This is a genomic window from Clostridioides sp. ES-S-0123-01 (assembly GCF_020658415.1).
In the GTDB taxonomy this organism is placed as follows: Bacteria; Bacillota; Clostridia; order Peptostreptococcales; family Peptostreptococcaceae; genus Clostridioides.
The window spans coordinates 438,705-454,083 of record NZ_JACVWD010000001.1 but is presented as its reverse complement, the minus strand read 5'-3'; the positions used below and the strand labels follow the sequence as shown (position 1 = coordinate 454,083).

At 26.7% G+C, this 15,379-nt stretch carries 16 protein-coding genes and 1 pseudogene; 8 read left to right on the top strand and 9 right to left on the bottom strand.

Annotation, left to right across the window (positions count from 1 at the left end):
• Positions 1-118: 118 nt before the first annotated feature.
• Positions 119-1,075, bottom strand: coding sequence for an L-threonine 3-dehydrogenase (locus tag IC175_RS01990; RefSeq protein ID WP_227823858.1), 957 nt, complete (start codon positions 1,073-1,075; stop codon positions 119-121).
• A 431-nt stretch (positions 1,076-1,506) separates the two neighbouring features.
• On the opposite strand from IC175_RS01990, the gene IC175_RS01985 reads away from it, so the two are divergent.
• The 4 genes from IC175_RS01985 (at position 1,507) to IC175_RS01970 (ending at position 3,520) form a co-directional block, all read left to right on the top strand.
• Complete coding sequence (locus IC175_RS01985) at positions 1,507-1,677, top strand: hypothetical protein (protein ID WP_227435972.1); 171 nt, start codon at positions 1,507-1,509, stop codon at positions 1,675-1,677.
• A 441-nt stretch (positions 1,678-2,118) separates the two neighbouring features.
• The gene (locus IC175_RS01980; protein WP_227435975.1) at positions 2,119-2,487 is read left to right on the top strand and encodes a C-GCAxxG-C-C family (seleno)protein; all 369 of its coding nucleotides are present in this window, start codon (positions 2,119-2,121) and stop codon (positions 2,485-2,487) included.
• 418 nt (positions 2,488-2,905) lie between these two features.
• Positions 2,906-3,151 carry a hypothetical protein gene (locus tag IC175_RS01975; RefSeq protein WP_227435977.1) on the top strand — a complete coding sequence of 82 codons (246 nt, stop codon included), beginning with the start codon at positions 2,906-2,908 and terminating at the stop codon, positions 3,149-3,151.
• Between the two features lie 105 nt (positions 3,152-3,256).
• Entirely contained in the window at positions 3,257-3,520 is a 264-nt protein-coding gene (locus IC175_RS01970; protein ID WP_227435979.1) for a DUF1883 domain-containing protein, read from the top strand.
• Between the two features lie 283 nt (positions 3,521-3,803).
• Here the strand turns inward: IC175_RS01970 and IC175_RS01965 are convergent, their stop codons facing one another.
• Both IC175_RS01965 and IC175_RS01960 read right to left on the bottom strand, forming a co-directional pair.
• Complete coding sequence (locus IC175_RS01965) at positions 3,804-4,751, bottom strand: 4Fe-4S dicluster domain-containing protein (protein WP_227483132.1); 948 nt, start codon at positions 4,749-4,751, stop codon at positions 3,804-3,806.
• Positions 4,752-4,753: 2 nt separating this feature from the next.
• On the bottom strand, positions 4,754-6,385 hold the full coding sequence (locus IC175_RS01960) for an FAD-dependent oxidoreductase (protein ID WP_227483131.1): 1,632 nt from the start codon (positions 6,383-6,385) through the stop codon (positions 4,754-4,756).
• Between the two features lie 127 nt (positions 6,386-6,512).
• Here IC175_RS01960 and IC175_RS01955 point away from each other — a divergent pair, with 127 nt between their 5' ends.
• The gene (locus tag IC175_RS01955; protein WP_227435985.1) at positions 6,513-7,418 is read left to right on the top strand and encodes a LysR family transcriptional regulator; all 906 of its coding nucleotides are present in this window, start codon (positions 6,513-6,515) and stop codon (positions 7,416-7,418) included.
• Between the two features lie 131 nt (positions 7,419-7,549).
• Here the strand turns inward: IC175_RS01955 and IC175_RS01950 are convergent, their stop codons facing one another.
• Positions 7,550-7,834: a LysR family transcriptional regulator substrate-binding protein gene (locus IC175_RS01950; protein WP_227483261.1), complete on the bottom strand. Its 285-nt coding sequence runs from the start codon at positions 7,832-7,834 to the stop codon at positions 7,550-7,552.
• On the bottom strand, positions 7,827-7,946 hold the full coding sequence (locus IC175_RS19570; RefSeq protein WP_227483130.1) for a helix-turn-helix domain-containing protein: 120 nt from the start codon (positions 7,944-7,946) through the stop codon (positions 7,827-7,829). Before IC175_RS19570 ends, IC175_RS01950 begins: the two co-directional genes overlap by 8 nt.
• Positions 7,947-9,147: 1,201 nt before the next feature.
• Between IC175_RS19570 and IC175_RS01940 the strand changes: the two are divergent.
• Both IC175_RS01940 and IC175_RS01935 read left to right on the top strand, forming a co-directional pair.
• Positions 9,148-9,459: pseudogene (locus IC175_RS01940) on the top strand (DUF1835 domain-containing protein); the annotation flags it as partial.
• 430 nt (positions 9,460-9,889) lie between these two features.
• A complete protein-coding gene (locus IC175_RS01935; RefSeq protein WP_227435989.1) occupies positions 9,890-10,456 on the top strand; it encodes a hypothetical protein in 567 nt (188 codons plus the stop codon).
• A 51-nt stretch (positions 10,457-10,507) separates the two neighbouring features.
• Here IC175_RS01935 and IC175_RS01930 read toward each other — a convergent pair whose 3' ends face one another.
• The 4 genes from IC175_RS01930 to IC175_RS01915 all read right to left on the bottom strand — a co-directional run bounded on the left by IC175_RS01930 (position 10,508) and on the right by IC175_RS01915 (position 14,190).
• Positions 10,508-10,825: a hypothetical protein gene (locus tag IC175_RS01930; protein WP_227845328.1), complete on the bottom strand. Its 318-nt coding sequence runs from the start codon at positions 10,823-10,825 to the stop codon at positions 10,508-10,510.
• 804 nt (positions 10,826-11,629) lie between these two features.
• On the bottom strand, positions 11,630-12,211 hold the full coding sequence (locus IC175_RS01925; protein WP_227435993.1) for a TerD family protein: 582 nt from the start codon (positions 12,209-12,211) through the stop codon (positions 11,630-11,632).
• A 41-nt stretch (positions 12,212-12,252) separates the two neighbouring features.
• Positions 12,253-12,819 (bottom strand): TerD family protein, encoded by a 567-nt coding sequence (locus IC175_RS01920; protein ID WP_227435995.1) that lies wholly within the window; start codon positions 12,817-12,819, stop codon positions 12,253-12,255.
• Positions 12,820-13,329: 510 nt separating this feature from the next.
• Positions 13,330-14,190: a YitT family protein gene (locus IC175_RS01915; RefSeq protein WP_227851045.1), complete on the bottom strand. Its 861-nt coding sequence runs from the start codon at positions 14,188-14,190 to the stop codon at positions 13,330-13,332.
• Between the two features lie 148 nt (positions 14,191-14,338).
• On the opposite strand from IC175_RS01915, the gene IC175_RS01910 reads away from it, so the two are divergent.
• A complete protein-coding gene (locus IC175_RS01910; RefSeq protein WP_227851044.1) occupies positions 14,339-15,229 on the top strand; it encodes an MBL fold metallo-hydrolase in 891 nt (296 codons plus the stop codon).
• Positions 15,230-15,379 lie beyond the last annotated feature (150 nt).

Sequence of the window (15,379 nt, the reverse complement as noted above, 5' to 3'; positions counted from 1 at the left end):
ATAAAAATTGTTAGTCTTTCAGAGAATAAAAGCTATGTAAAAGTGAAGATTATAAAATAGAATCATAAATATAAGATGTTTTATTCTCTGAATTTTTTGGTACTAAATTCTTAATTTGTTATTTGCCAATTCCTTTTTCTGATAATTTTTCTAGCATATCCTTAGTCATTTTATCTAAATCATAATTAGCTTTAAAACTCCATTCATTTACAGCACTGCTACTATCTAATGAATTAGGCCAAGAATCAGCTATACTTTGTCTTACAGGGTCTACATCATACTCTATTGTAAAATCGGGTATGTATTTTTTTATAGAATCAGCTATTTCTTCAGGAGCAAAACTCATAGCAGTGATATTAAAAGCATTTCTATGAATAAGTTTTTCAGCTGGAGCTTCTATTAAATCTACTATAGATTGAAGAGCATCAGGCATGTACATCATATCCATTTTTGTACCTTCTGCTATGTAAGACTTATATTTTTTATTTTTTAATGCTTCATAATATATGTCAACTGCATAGTCTGTAGTTCCACCACCAGGAGGAGTAACGTAAGAAATAAGACCAGGAAATCTAACTCCTCTAGTATCCACTCCAAATTTTGAATGATAATAATCACATAGTAATTCACCAGAGACTTTAGTGACACCATACATAGTATTAGGTCTTTGTAGTGTATCTTGAGGAGTCATGTTTTTTGGAGAATTTTCACCAAATGCAGCTATTGAACTAGGTGTAAAAAACTTACAATTCAATTCTCTAGCTATTTCAAGACCATTTATCAATCCATCCATATTTAAATTCCAAGCTTCTAAAGGTTTACTTTCTGCAACTGCTGAAAGCAGAGAAGCTAGATGAATTATAGTATCCACATCATATTTTTTTGCGATTTCAAAGAATCGATTTTTATCTGTGACGTCTAATATTTCAAATATACCAGATTCACATACAGGATTTCCTTCTTTTGTTCTTCTTGAGCTAGCAATTACATTTTGTTCTCCATATTCATTTCTTAGCTTGAGTGTTAATTCTGAGCCTATTTGTCCTAATGCACCTGTTATAAGTATTTTTTTCAATTTGCTAACCTCCTTAGAGTTTAATTTGTGTATTATTGCTTATTTTTATTTTAGCAAATCTTTTGTTTAAATACAAAGAATTAAACTACTTAATGCATTACTTAATTTAATAAATGTTTCAGAGTTTAATGTAATAAATATCAAAATTAAGTATATAGTATATAGGTAAGACATAGTAATAGTAACGTTTATATATATTATTTATGAAATTGTTTTTAAAGATAGGTAAAGTACAAAGAGAGTCAAAGTGGACAGTGGATTAAGTTTAAAAAGTAATATTTATAAGATTACTTTTGTTTAAATTCTAAATTTATTCTAATGTACTTCACATATATCACATATATAAAGTTTAAAATTACTACAAAGATAAGTATTAAGTAAGATTAAAAATTAAATTAATTTGTATAAAAGTTTAAAGGAGATAAATTTATATGTTATATAGAGTTGATAGAGATAAAATATCTAATATTGGAATACTGGAATGTGCTACATTAATAAGAAAATTAGCACAAAAAATAGCTAAGGAAAAGGGCATAAAGGAACAAGAAGCATGGAATGATGCTGTTAGTGTATATAAACAAAAGTATAGGTATTTAGTTTAAAGAATAACTTTGATATATCCTTCCCATAAAATCTGAGAATAAAAATTATATGTTTTTATAAGCGTATTTCTTATTAAATTAAATCTTAATGAGGTATAAATATAGAGTATGTGACTAAGTCACAGAAATCAAAGTAAATTTAGGATATAATATTAAGATATAACAAAGATGTTTCTACAAATAAAAAAGTATCATAAGTATTGAACTGAGTATAAATGTTGTTTTTAGTTTAGTTGTAACTTATTGTAGTTTTTTGTTAAACATTGTTTTGTAATATTTGAAGTATTAGACAATCAAATGAATAAAATTATGAATTTTTTGAAGTAAATACAATTCTAAGTTTATAGTCATAATAAATATTATATAAAAAGGTTAATAATATTTTATTTATACACTATGAGAACACGTAAACTAAAATAAAAATTGAAAGGAAGTATAAAAATGACAAGACCATCAATATATCATAGCCAAGGATACACTTGTGCAGAAGCATTAATAAAATCTTATAATGAAGAACATGAAACAGATATACCAATTTCAATAGGAAGTGGTATGGGAGTTGGAATTACTGTAGGGAGTGTCTGTGGAGCTGTAAATGCAGCAGTTGTTATAATAGGATATTTAAATGGACGAAATAATAACTTAGATGAAAATATGGCAAGAAAGTATTCAAGAGAATTAATGAATAAAGTAAGGGCTAAATACAGTACAGAAATATGTGCTTCATTGAAAAAAAATAAAGTAAGCTGTGGTGAAATAATAAATTTCACATATGATGCCTTAAATGATATACTAGAAGATCAAAAATAATCTTGAAAAATGAGCATTTCCCATTTAGGGGAGTGCTATTTTTTATTAGATAAATAGTATTTTCTTTTAATATAATTTTTAAATCAATTTGATTATATTTTAGCCAATATAATTTAATATAGAAAATATTAATTGACAAGAAAAAATATACTATGCTAAATAAAAATAAATTATTTAACATAAAGAGAGTAGATATAATTATGTCTATAAGATTGTAGAAACTAATAAAAAAATATATTAATTATAAAGAAATATATAAGAAAATAAAAGAGTTAATGAATATAATATAAAGTAAAAAAGTATAAAATTATATAATACTCTTATAAAATAAAGAAAAAATAGAAATTTCCTATAAAATACATAGATTATGACATAATATGGTATAATTAGTAAAAATATAGAGATTGGAGGAATTAATTTGTTTATAGAGGAAGAATTAGAAGGATATATAATAAAATGTAAAATATCTGAAGACTTTAAAGATAGACCTGAATATAGTGATGAAGAATTTTATGTTACAATCTATAAAGATGAAAGTTCTGACTCTGGGTATTATGCTTTGTTAGAAAATAAGGATGAAAAAGTAACATGGGATGGAAAAGTTGTTGCTAATAATATTTTAAATAGACTTTGGGTTGTAGTAGATAAGGTTAGAGCTGGTTAATCATGTAATTATATAGTATTTATGATATTTTAAATAAATTTTCAGATATAGAGGACTAATATGTAATAAATAAGAAAAGTTATTCAATTGTGGAGGGTTAATTAAATGGAATATAGTTATAGTAAGATGCATCTGCAAAAAGGGGATATTGTAGAAGTAAACTTGGAGAAACAAGCTAATGTGATATTATTAGATCATATAAATTATGTTAAATTTAAAAATCAAAGAAACTATGATTATTATGGTGGATTTGCTAAGAAAACTCTATGTAGAATGAAAGTTCCTAATACAGGAACTTGGTATTTGGTTGTAAATGAAAATGGAAATAGTGGTATAGTAAACTTTTCAATTAATACAATTCAAAATTAATTTAATACTAAAAGGCTTGGATTAATATCTAGGTCTTTTTATTGTATCATGGTTTATATATAAAATTATCTTAATAAATATTAAAAAGAGTGTTGATATATAATTAGAATAAAATAAGTATACAGTTTTGATAAAGAAAGGATTTATAAAGATGCATTAAAAATTTATCTTTATAAATCCTTTGTGTCTATATCTATCTGGCATATGATTACTATATTATTTTTATATAGATTATTTATATACGCTAAATATACTCTTAAAATTTAAATTAAAAATACTCTTATTAACACTGAGCTCCACCTTTAAGATGTAAAGGAGCATCAAGTATAGCTTGCTTTCTTTCCAATACAGAATCTGATAAAAGCATTTCTATAAATTTATCAACACCAATTCGATCAATCGTAATTCCAAAGCGTTCACCTGTTTTACCTTGTTCTCTAAATAAAAGAAGAGTTTTTTCAATTAAAGTCATAAGTTCTTCTTTTGAAAATAGTTTATCAATTTGTGTTCCAGGGCGAACAGATTTGCCCCATTTTCCTCCTATGTATATTTTGTAGCCAGATTCTTTTTCTTCAATACTATCAAAATTACAACTTTCTATACATTTACCACAGTTATTGCACAAATTATTATCTATTTCAAGCTTTCCTTTATTTGTTAATTTAGCGGCTTTGACAGGACAGACTTCCATAACAGAACATTTTTTGCATCCAACACATATTTCAGGGTCATAATCAGGTACACGTTGACCAACAATTCCAAGGTCATTTAAGTCAGGTTTAATACAATTATTAGGGCATCCACCAACACCGATTTTAAATTTATGAGGTAACTTTACATCGTACCATCCTTTATAAAATTCTTGATGAATTTCAGCAGCTAGTGCTTGTGTATCAATCAATCCATGAACACAAACAGTTCCCTTACATGCTACAACAGGACGAACTCTTGAACCTGTTCCACCTGTGATTAAATTTTCACTGGCAATGAATTCACTTAAAGCTTCAATATCTTCAAATTTTACACCAGGTAATTCTACTGTTAATCTAGTAGTAAATGCTACTTGACCATTTCCAAATTTTTCAGCAGCCTCAGCAATCTTTTTCGTTTGTGAGGTATTGATTACTCCATTTACAGTTATTATACGTGCAGCAAAATGTTCTCCATCTCTACTTGGTAAAAAGCCTCTACCTTTTAATTCCTTTTTTTGTTCTGTTGTAATCTTATTCATAATTAATCCTCCATTGCTTTAAGATTTGGATAAAATAGTATTCCACCTTCAAGGACTTTTGTATTTGTATAACCAAATCGTCTTAAACGATTTTGAGCCATGTAGCTGTTTTTACCTTTTGCACATAGAAGAAGAATCTTTTCATCTTTAGAAAGACCTTCAATTTCTCCATTAATTTCACCAACAGGTAAATAACGTAGGTTAGGAATAGAAGGGGCTTTTGAAACATCAAGTTTAGTCCAGCTATCAAAATCTTCAATTTCATCAAGTAAAACACTATCGAGTTCTCCATCAAGTTTATTTTGTAACACGTTTACTGCCACTACAAAAGGATGAATAGCTGTTGAGAAAGGTGGTGCATATGCAAGGTCCATACTTTCTAATGAATAAAGGTCTGCTCCCAAAGTTATTGCAGTGGCAGCTATATCTACTATCTTATCAGTTGCACCAGGGCCCATAACTTGAACACCTAATAACTTTCTAGTATGTTTTTCAGCAACCATTCTTATTATAAAATTAGATGCATCAGGATAATAGTGAGCCTTATCATCAGTAGCTATAGTAACAGAACAAACATCATAACCTTCTTTTTTAGCTGACTCTTTACTTAAACCTGTTTTTCCTACATTAAGTTCTGGCAATTTGACTACAGTTGTTCCAAGAACTCCTTTATAAGTTTTAGATTTTCCAGCTATATTTTGAGCACAAATTCTACCTTCATGATTTGCAGATGAACCCATAGGTGACCATGTAGGTTTATTTGTCAAAGCATTTTTTACACAAGCACAATCTCCAACTACATATATATTTTCATCAGCTGTAAGCATAAATTCATCAGCTATAAGTGTTTTGTTTGGAGCAAATTCTAAATCTGTATCATTTAAAAAGGCTGTATTAGGATGAATTCCAACTGACATAACCACTAAATCTGTTTTAATAACTCTATTTTTGGTACGAAGTTTTTCTACTTTATTTTCACCTTCAATTCCTATAACTTGGTCGCCTGTGAAAATCATAATACCTTTATCAGCTAGGTGATTTTCAACATATTCAGCGAAATCGGTATCAAATCCAGGCATAACATGTTCGGCCATGTCAATAACACTTACACGTATACCCATAGCAGAAAGATTTTCAGCAATTTCAAGACCAATAAAGCCTCCACCAATGACAACAGCTCTCTTGACTCCATTTTCGACAGTATCTCTTAATGCTATTGCATCATTTGGAGTACGCATGAAGAATACTCCAGATAAATCGATTCCAGGTATTGGTGGTTTTATTGGGTCTGCTCCTGTGGCAATTACAAGTTTATCATAACTAATAGTTTCTTCTTCTCCTGTTGAAATTCTTTTCAAAACTACTTGTTTTGATTTTCTATCAATAGATGTAACTTCAACTCCACATCGAACTTCTGCTCCTGTTAGTTTAGAAAAGCTCTCAGGTGTATTTACAATTAAAGATGATTTATCTTCAATAACCTTACCAACATAATATGGTAAGCCACAGCCTGCATAAGAAATATGTTCGCCTTTATTGAGGATTGTAACAGAACAATTGTCACCCATTTCACGTTTTATTTTTGCAGCAGTTTTTGTTCCAGCAGCAACTCCACCTATAATTAATACTTTCACAATATCACACTCCAATCCTTTTTATAACTCTATGCTAAAATTATAGTTCTTGACAATGTATTTGTAAAATACTAAAATGTTAATAAAATCATAAGTATTTACTAATATTTGGTAAGGTCGTGATAATATGACTATTCGTAGCCTTGAGATATTTGTAAGGGTTGCTGAATGTGGCAAAATGAGTGAAGTTGCAAGAAATATGTATATTACACAGTCGTCAGTTAGTCAAGCTATTTCGGAAATAGAAAGAGAGTATGGAGTTAAATTATTTGATAGAATTTCAAAAAAACTATACCTAACTGAAGCAGGAAAAAAGCTTCTAGGATATGGAAAGCATCTTTTATCTATAAATGAAGAGATGATTGATTGTATGAAACATTGTGCTAAAAATATTAGAATAAGAGTTGGAGCAACAGTAACTGTTGGTACTTGTGTGATAAGCCCAATAATATTAGAGTTATATAAAAGAAACCCTTTAGTGGAACCTGAAGTGTTTGTTGAAGATACAAGTCTAATTGTAAAAAAATTACTTAATAGTGAATTAGATATTGCAATTGTAGAAGGAAAGATTAATCATCCAGATATTGTGATAAAAAGCATTATTAAGGACCACCTTGTACTTGTATGTTCCAATAAGCATAAATTTTACAATCGAGATTCAGTAAAAGTTTCAGAACTTTCAAACCAGCCATTAATTATGCGTGAACTGGGAAGTGGAACAAGAGCGCAATTAGAAAATCAATTGAAAGAATTAAAAATACCAATGAATATTAGATGGTCATGTTATAACTCTGAAGCTATTCTAAGAGCAGTTACAGATAATTTTGGTATTGCTGTTATATCTGAACTTCTTGTTGAAGATTACGTAAAGAAAAATCTTTTATGGTCTTGTGATATTGAAGGCATTGACTTATGCAGGACATTTGATATTGCATATCATAAAAATAAGTTTTTTACTGAGAATATAGCATCATTTTTTGATATTTCAGTAGAGTTTGGGAAAAAAGAAATGAGAAAAAAGATTAGGAGGTAGCAACTAAGTATAGTTGTTACCTTCTTTTTCATATCTAAAGTATATTCATAACTACAAAGTTTTGAATTTAGAAGTTGAGTGGTTATTATGTCATATTTATTGTTTTACTATTTTTAATTTGCAGCAACTAACTAAATAAATAACTGCATAAGAGGGCTAATCCATTTATTTTTGTGATGTGCACAGACAGCTGTGATAGTTTTACTACTTAAATCTGTTTTAATTTCACATAAATCTCCTGATTTAATTTCACTTTCTATTGTAAATGTGGGGAGATAAGATATACCCATATCATTTTTTACTAAATTTTTAATTGTTGGTATACTCCAAAGTTCAATTGTATGGTCTAAAGTAATATCCTTTTCTCGTAAATATGTCTCAAATATCTGTCTAAAAATGCAGTTTTTCTCATCTATTATAAATGGTATTTTTAATTGTTGATTGTGTGTAATTCAGTTTGTCTGCCGTTTTTGAAAAGCTACCTTCTTCAACAATAGTCTTAAAAGTTTGCAGATATTTAAGATACATGTTTTCCTCCTAGATAGTTAAATAATTTTAAAGTATAACTTTAAATATTTAATTTAAAGAATTATAATATAAAAGAATTGTAATTACAAGTGTTGAGAGAAATTTTATTATATTTTTTACCTTCTAAAAATAAGAAACTTAATTGTTAAGATATTTGTGAGGTTTGTGTATCCAAAATAATAATATTATTGCAAATAGAGGACTAAACCAAAATGCTAGTAAAGTGTAAAGACTAGTATTTAAAGTATTTTTAGTCGAAACTCTATTACAAGCGATTAATAGTATTATAGACAAAATATGAGCAATAATTTCTAATATGTTTGAACTAAAGTCTTTAAAAAAGACTAAAAAAGAAAAAATATAAGAGATACTCATACATATAAAAAAACAATAATTCAGTATTTTAAATTTTAATAGTTGTTTTTTATTATCATTGATTGTCATAAGTATTCCTAAAATTATAGACAGAATGATAAATGTGTTTGATTCTTGCAAATAAGAAAAGACAGTCATAAATTTATTCTCCTAATATTAACTATAAATTGTAAAAAAATAATCTAAATACCTAATAATTGAATAACCAATGAAATATGTAAATAAATAAAAAAGAAACTTTTTAAATCCATTTAATTTGAAACTTTTTTCTATCTTTTGACAAATGGAATTTATCAGAATGAAAACAAAAATCGCAATTAAAAAAGTTATTAAATACTTTAACATAGGATAATAGTCCATAAATAATTACCTCATAAATTAGTATAACTCTAGAGTAATATGAGTTGTTAATAATAGCAATCAATTTTGCAGAACTGTAAATAAATTGAAATAAATTATTCAAAAGGAAAAGGAGATATGGATTATGGATGAAAATTTAAGTAAAGAAATCAAAATGCTATGAACTATAGAAGTAGAAAAAATAAGATTATTAAATAATTCAGTTATCAATAGTAAGATTATTAATATGTTATATCTCAAAATAAAGGAATTTGAATTACCCATTTTTTCATGAAAAGCTTGAAAATGAGACTATTTAGAAACTATCCTGAGATTTTTTATTGATAATTATGTAAGATAATAATATTGTGGAAATGAAGAATTTTACTATTAAAACTAAATATATACTAGGCTAGAATTAAGAGATTACTCTAGCTTATTGAACTGACTAGGCAGGGTGTGAGGATGCTGTTATTTATTAAAAGAAGCAATGAAGTTAAAGTTAATACCACATAATAAAATTGTATCATTTGAAGATAATTTATCAATAGGTAATATTTCAGATGTAAATAATCAGGAATTAAGAGAAAATAATCCTAAATTATTATTTAACCTAAATTTACTAGAAGATAGAAAATTAGTAAAACATAGAGATATAATAATATGGTATGCAAATAATCCAAGATTTTTCTCTAAAGTCTCAAAGAAATGTTCTGATTTATGTTTAGGTTGTTGTGAAATATTTAGAACTTACATAAAAGATGATACCAATAAGAAGTGGTGTAAAGGTAAAAAATAGATTAAGTCAAAAGGTCATCTTGATAGATGGTCTTTTTTATATAATAAATTAAAAGAAGATGTTAGGGGGATTAAGTTTTTGAACTTATGAAACGAGCAACAAAACTTAATAGGAATTAGCTTTATTCCTTATTGTATGGTATAATATAAAATAGAGATAAGGAAGTGGTTAGTATAGGAATATTAAAAAATGCTGAATTAGTTAGAAAGATAGCACAGAGAATTGCTAGAGAAAAGGGAATAAGAGAGCAAGAGGCATGAAATGATGCTGTTACAGAGTATAAACAAAAACATAGATACTTAGTCTAGAGAATCATCTTGATAGATGGTCTTTTTTTATATAAGAAGTTTGTGTAATAAATTAAAAGTAAATGTAAAAAATATTATACAACTATAATAAGATAAAGTAATGTTTTTAAGGAGAAAAAGATATGCTCAATCAGTTTAATGAATTTCTTGGTAATTATGTAAATATAATTTCTGTAATTGCATCATTTGCAGCAATAGCAGCCTTAATTATATCAATTATGGCTTTTATGGAATCTAATAAACAAGCCAAATTGATATTAAAATATAGAAGAAATAATGAGAATAATATGGCAGGTGATTATTATGAGAATGGTAATGGATATATTAGACTTGATTCAAATAAGTTAGATGATAAAGCTAATATTTATGCTGAAATTCATAGTAATAACTTAGTTGATTTTGTAATAGAAAATAAAAGTACTATTGTTGCAAAAAGCCCCATATTAAGTTTGAAATTTATTAATATGGAAGTAGATATTGGAGAAAATAACAATTTTGAACAGATAAATAAAGAACTTAGATGGCACCCAAAAGATAATACTACAATTCATAAAGGAATAAATTTTAGAATAGAACAATTTAATTTTAAAAATTGTATTATGCTTAAAAAAGAAGCTTATATAGAAGTAGTATTATCAGCTGATAACATGGAAACAAAAGAATTTAGGATACCAATAAAGGCGTATTAAAGAACTCAATAACAGGAGTTCTTTTTTTAATTTAATTAATCTTAGTGGTTCTTATAGAGTTATATATTTCTTCCTAACTAAATAATAAGATACTAGTGTTATAATAGATACTAATATCACTGATATTATTGCAGTATCAAATTTTTTTATTAATAAACCCATTATTATGTATTCTAAACTTATTAAATAGTTAAAAAATAGTTCTAGTTTAATAGCTTTTTCTCTGTCTATATTTCCATATTTCAATTCTAACTTATCTAAATATTTTTTCTTGCAATAATTAGTTTTACCTTTAATTAAGTATCTTATTGTAGTTCCTATTGAGAATATTACTCCTATACTTAAAAGTGTATTGTTCCAAAAATCCATATAGCATTATCTCCTTTATAATATACTCTATTAATGTTTTCTGTTTTGTCTTAAATATAAAAATATTATACGTATTAGAGTACCTATAAGCACTCCAGCAAGTAAAAAAATAAATAGTCTAATTGTATAAAAGCTTATTTCTTTTTTAGAAATAAATTCATAAGATATACATATTAACGCACCAATACAAAACCCTAGTATAGTACGAAAAGAATTCTTTAAAATATCTTTCATAAATAATCACCAACTCATATTATATTTACTTTTCTTAATCAAAGTATATCAGTAACATAAGTATAAAGAGTGTCTAAAATATTACAAATATTAACAAAGCACATAAAACTATAGTATAAATTGTAATAAAATGAATGAAAATTATCATCCTAAAACATAAGATATTTTATGGCTATATTAGAATGAGATAAAATTGAGTTGTATTTGTTTGGCTTAGCCGAACAATGCACACAGTAGATTATTTATATTTTCCAATATATGAAAGGTAGGCAATATGGAAACAAACCAATACAATAGACCACTATAACAATTACAATAGGGATAGTTGGCTTGTATTAAAGTATGGTTCAGTGAGTTTCTAACTACAATGCATTACATTGAGAAGCATATAATATTCAGGAAATAAGATATATATTTATTATTATCTTTCAAAACTATAGGAGAAAGAATAATTTAAAGGCGATAAAATGGAAGCATTAGAAGAATGAATAAAAAGTCAGCAAGAATAAGAGGAGTAGATTGAAAGGTAGCACTTAAAATAGTAGCTACCTTTTTATTTTAAACTACTTATTAACCTATATTAACACCAAAATTTCCACATAATCCTGCAAGCCCATCTTCAAAACCAGAACCTAAGGCATTGAATTTCCATTCTTCATTATGTTTATATAACTCTGCAACCACTATTGCTGTTTCTATACTAAAATCTTCACCTAACTCATATTTGATAAGCTCTTCACTAGTTTCTTCATTATAAATTCTTATATATGAATTTTCAACTTGTCCAAAGTTTTGTCTTCTTGTAACAGCTTCATTTATAGTAACAGTGAATGATATCTTTGCAATGTTTTGTGGTATTTTAGATAAGTCAACGCTTATTTGCTCATCATCACCATCTCCAACTCCTGTTCTATTATCTCCCATGTATTCAACTGCTCCAGAAGCATGTTTTAAATTATTGTAGAATATGAAATCCCCATCATTTGTTACCTTACCATCAGCTCCAGTTAAAAATGCAGAAGCATCTAAATCAAAATCAAAACCACCATCATATTTATTAGTATCCCATCCTAATCCTACCATTACTTTCTTAAGACCTGGGTTAGTTTTTGTTAAACTTACTTTTTGTCCTTTTGCTAAAGTTATACCCATTTAAAACAACTCCTTTTATAATTTTTTTGTTATAGTTAGTATTAACGATATATATCAGTTAATTCATGAAGCTCTTCATTTTGACCAATTCCTAGGGCATTAAATTTCCATTCGTTATTTCTACGATAAATTTCGCCTGCCAAAACTGTTACTTTACCAGAAAAGTCTTCTTGAAGGTTATATTTAAATAATTCTTGTCTAGAATTTGAATCAACTAGCCTTATAAAAGAATTATTCATCTGGCCAAAATCTTGATTTCTTTTTTTAGCTCTGTATATAGAAACTCCAAAAACTATTTTATGTACATATTCAGGTATATCACATAAATTGACATTTATTTGTTCATCGTCTCCTTCACCTCTTCCAGTTAAGTTATCACCAGTATGTATGATAGATTTAGAAGGATGTTTAAGGTGTCCAAAATAAACTAAGTCTTTTGATGATTTCATTTTATCTTCACTAGTTAATGCTATTGCAAATGCATCTAAATCATAGTTTTTTTTACCTAATTTGTTCATATCCCATCCTAATCCTACAATTAAATTTTTTACAGGATTAGCATCTTTTACTAAACTTACTCTTTGTCCTTTTTGTAAATTAACACTCATTTTAAGTTCTCCTTTTAATATTTTTAGTTTTATTGACAGTGTTAAATATAATCATCATATTATTTTTATTATATACATATTCAGAGCAATTTGGCTATATTTATAAATCATTTTTATATAAATATCTTATAATCTATAAATATAGGTCTTGTGTAATTTTAAAACACTTTATAGTTAGTAATTACATAGGTGTTTAAGTTTATATTTGCTTTAATTGTTAAAAAAATCAATAAATGATATAATGGAGAATAATAATTATAAAAACTTCTAGTTTGCAGATAAGATTATATGCATAGGAATTTATACAAAGTTGGGAGATAATTATAATGTAATTATAGATATTAAACTAATAAATAATGTGAACTTAGAATAATGAGATAAATCTTAAAATAAATCTAAGTAGTGTATTTTTTGACTGTTTATTGTATGAAAAACAGCAAGCACAATTTTCAAATATAAAAATATAAGTTTTTTATATTTGAAATTTATGCTTGCTGTTTGTTTTTGTGATTATTCTATTTTTTTAAATCCATTTCCTAAAGCTTCATGTATATCTGTAATTATTATAAACGCATTAGGGTCGACACTTTTCACTAATTTTTTTAGTTCGACAACTTCTTTTTTTTCAACTACAACTAAAAGCACATTTTTATTTTCTCCAGTATAAGCACCTTCACCTTTTAGAATAGTTGCGCCTCTATCTAAATCTTCCATGATTCTTTTACTTATATCTTTTGACAGGTCAGATATAATAGTAAATGATTTTGAATAATTAAATCCTTCAATAAGTAAGTCACTGACCTTTACTAAAATGTATAGTGCCACAGTTGAATAAAGTGCAATCTCAACTTGCTTATTTACTATTCCCGATAGTACTACTACAACACAGTCAACAATACCCATCAAAACAGGAATACTAAGTGTAGGGAAATATTTATTCAATAGGAGTGCCATCAAATCGGTTCCACCTGTAGAGCCATTTATTCTAAAAATAAGGCCTTGACCAACTCCCATTAAAATAGAACCAGATATAATTGCAAGATACATATCATTTGTAATATCTAGTGTAGTCATATTTGCAGTAACTTTAAGTGCTATAGTAAGAAAAATTATTCCTAAGACTGTTTTAAAACAATCTTTTTTTGAAAGTATTCTGTAAGCAAATATGAATAGAGGTATATTTAAAAGTAAATTGACAATCCAAAGTTGTACACCAAATAATGAATTTAAAACAACTCCAAGACCTGTTATACCACCAGCAGCAATTGCATGTGGATTAAAAAACATGTTAAGAGAAATTGCCATTAATATACAGCCTACAATTAATATTAAAATTTCTGAAAAAGTTATTCTATCTTTTTTCAATAACATCACTCCTTATATATAGATTATAATATATATTATATAGTTTTTCCAATTTTTAATAAAAAAAATAAAAACATATTATAAAAATAATTTGATTGGAATTTTCTGAAAATTAATGCTATAATTAAAAATAAATTTAAAGGGAGGTTATAAAATGGCTAAACTGACTTTAGAGAAGATAAAAGGAAATACATATTATATTCCACTTCCTACAATAGTAGGTGTATATGTAGATGGAAATAATGCAATTTTAATTGACAGTGGAAATAACAAAGATACTGCTAGACAAATTCTTAGACTATTAGAGGAGCATAATTTAAATCCTAAATTAATAATAAACACTCATTCAAATGCAGACCATATAGGAGGGAATGCATATTTGAAAAATCAAACAAAATGTAAGATTGCTACAACTAAAATAGAAGGATACTTTACAGAAAATCCAATATTAGAATCGGCATTTTTGTATGGAGGGTATCCAAGTAAAGCACTAAAAAATAAATTTTTATTAGCAAAAGAGAGTGAAGTTGATTATATTATACCTTCAAATGGAAAAATTTTAGATACAGAACTTGAAGCGATTTCTCTTCCTGGTCATTATTTTGAAATGATTGGTGTTAGAACTCCAGATAATGTTTTGTTTGTTGCAGACAGTCTTACACCAGAAAATATAATTAGTAAATATCATTTCTTTTTTTTGTTAGATATAGATTCACAATTTAAAACGTTAGAAAAAATGAAAACTCTTGATGCAGATTTTTTTGTTCCAAGTCACTCTGTCAAGACTACAAGTATACAAGATTTAATTGATGTAAATAAAGATAAGATGGAAGAAATAATATCTAATATTAAAAAGGTTTGCTGTGAACCAATTATGATTGATGAAGTCATTGAAAAAATGTGTGATGTGTACAATGTTAAATTAGATGCTAATCAATACGTTCTAGTTGGTAGTACAATACGTTCTTATATAACATATTTATATGAACATAATATGGTTGAGTATGTATTTGATGGTGGCAAGATGATGATAAAAGCTGTATAAATATTGAAAAATATCAAACTATGCAATAAAAATATTTTAATATAAGTATATTCTAAAAAATGGGATAGAAATAAAATTTGCTACCAAATTGCCACAATAACAAACATATGGTAGCAAATAATTTTATAATATATTTAAAAGTCTAAGGAA

What these genes read in the sequence shown, in the direction of transcription:
- IC175_RS01985 (WP_227435972.1), top strand. Translation starts at nt 1,507, where the DNA reads ATGTTATATAGAGTTGATAGAGATAAAATATCTAATATTGGAATACTG.
- IC175_RS01980 (WP_227435975.1), top strand. Translation starts at nt 2,119, where the DNA reads ATGACAAGACCATCAATATATCATAGCCAAGGATACACTTGTGCAGAA.
- IC175_RS01970 (WP_227435979.1), top strand. Translation starts at nt 3,257, where the DNA reads ATGGAATATAGTTATAGTAAGATGCATCTGCAAAAAGGGGATATTGTA.
- IC175_RS01965 (WP_227483132.1), bottom strand. Translation starts at nt 4,751, where the DNA reads ATGAATAAGATTACAACAGAACAAAAAAAGGAATTAAAAGGTAGAGGC.
- IC175_RS01955 (WP_227435985.1), top strand. Translation starts at nt 6,513, where the DNA reads ATGACTATTCGTAGCCTTGAGATATTTGTAAGGGTTGCTGAATGTGGC.
- IC175_RS19570 (WP_227483130.1), bottom strand. Translation starts at nt 7,946, where the DNA reads ATGTATCTTAAATATCTGCAAACTTTTAAGACTATTGTTGAAGAAGGT.
- IC175_RS01935 (WP_227435989.1), top strand. Translation starts at nt 9,890, where the DNA reads ATGCTCAATCAGTTTAATGAATTTCTTGGTAATTATGTAAATATAATT.
- IC175_RS01930 (WP_227845328.1), bottom strand. Translation starts at nt 10,825, where the DNA reads ATGGATTTTTGGAACAATACACTTTTAAGTATAGGAGTAATATTCTCA.
- IC175_RS01925 (WP_227435993.1), bottom strand. Translation starts at nt 12,211, where the DNA reads ATGGGTATAACTTTAGCAAAAGGACAAAAAGTAAGTTTAACAAAAACT.
- IC175_RS01920 (WP_227435995.1), bottom strand. Translation starts at nt 12,819, where the DNA reads ATGAGTGTTAATTTACAAAAAGGACAAAGAGTAAGTTTAGTAAAAGAT.
- IC175_RS01915 (WP_227851045.1), bottom strand. Translation starts at nt 14,190, where the DNA reads ATGTTATTGAAAAAAGATAGAATAACTTTTTCAGAAATTTTAATATTA.
- IC175_RS01910 (WP_227851044.1), top strand. Translation starts at nt 14,339, where the DNA reads ATGGCTAAACTGACTTTAGAGAAGATAAAAGGAAATACATATTATATT.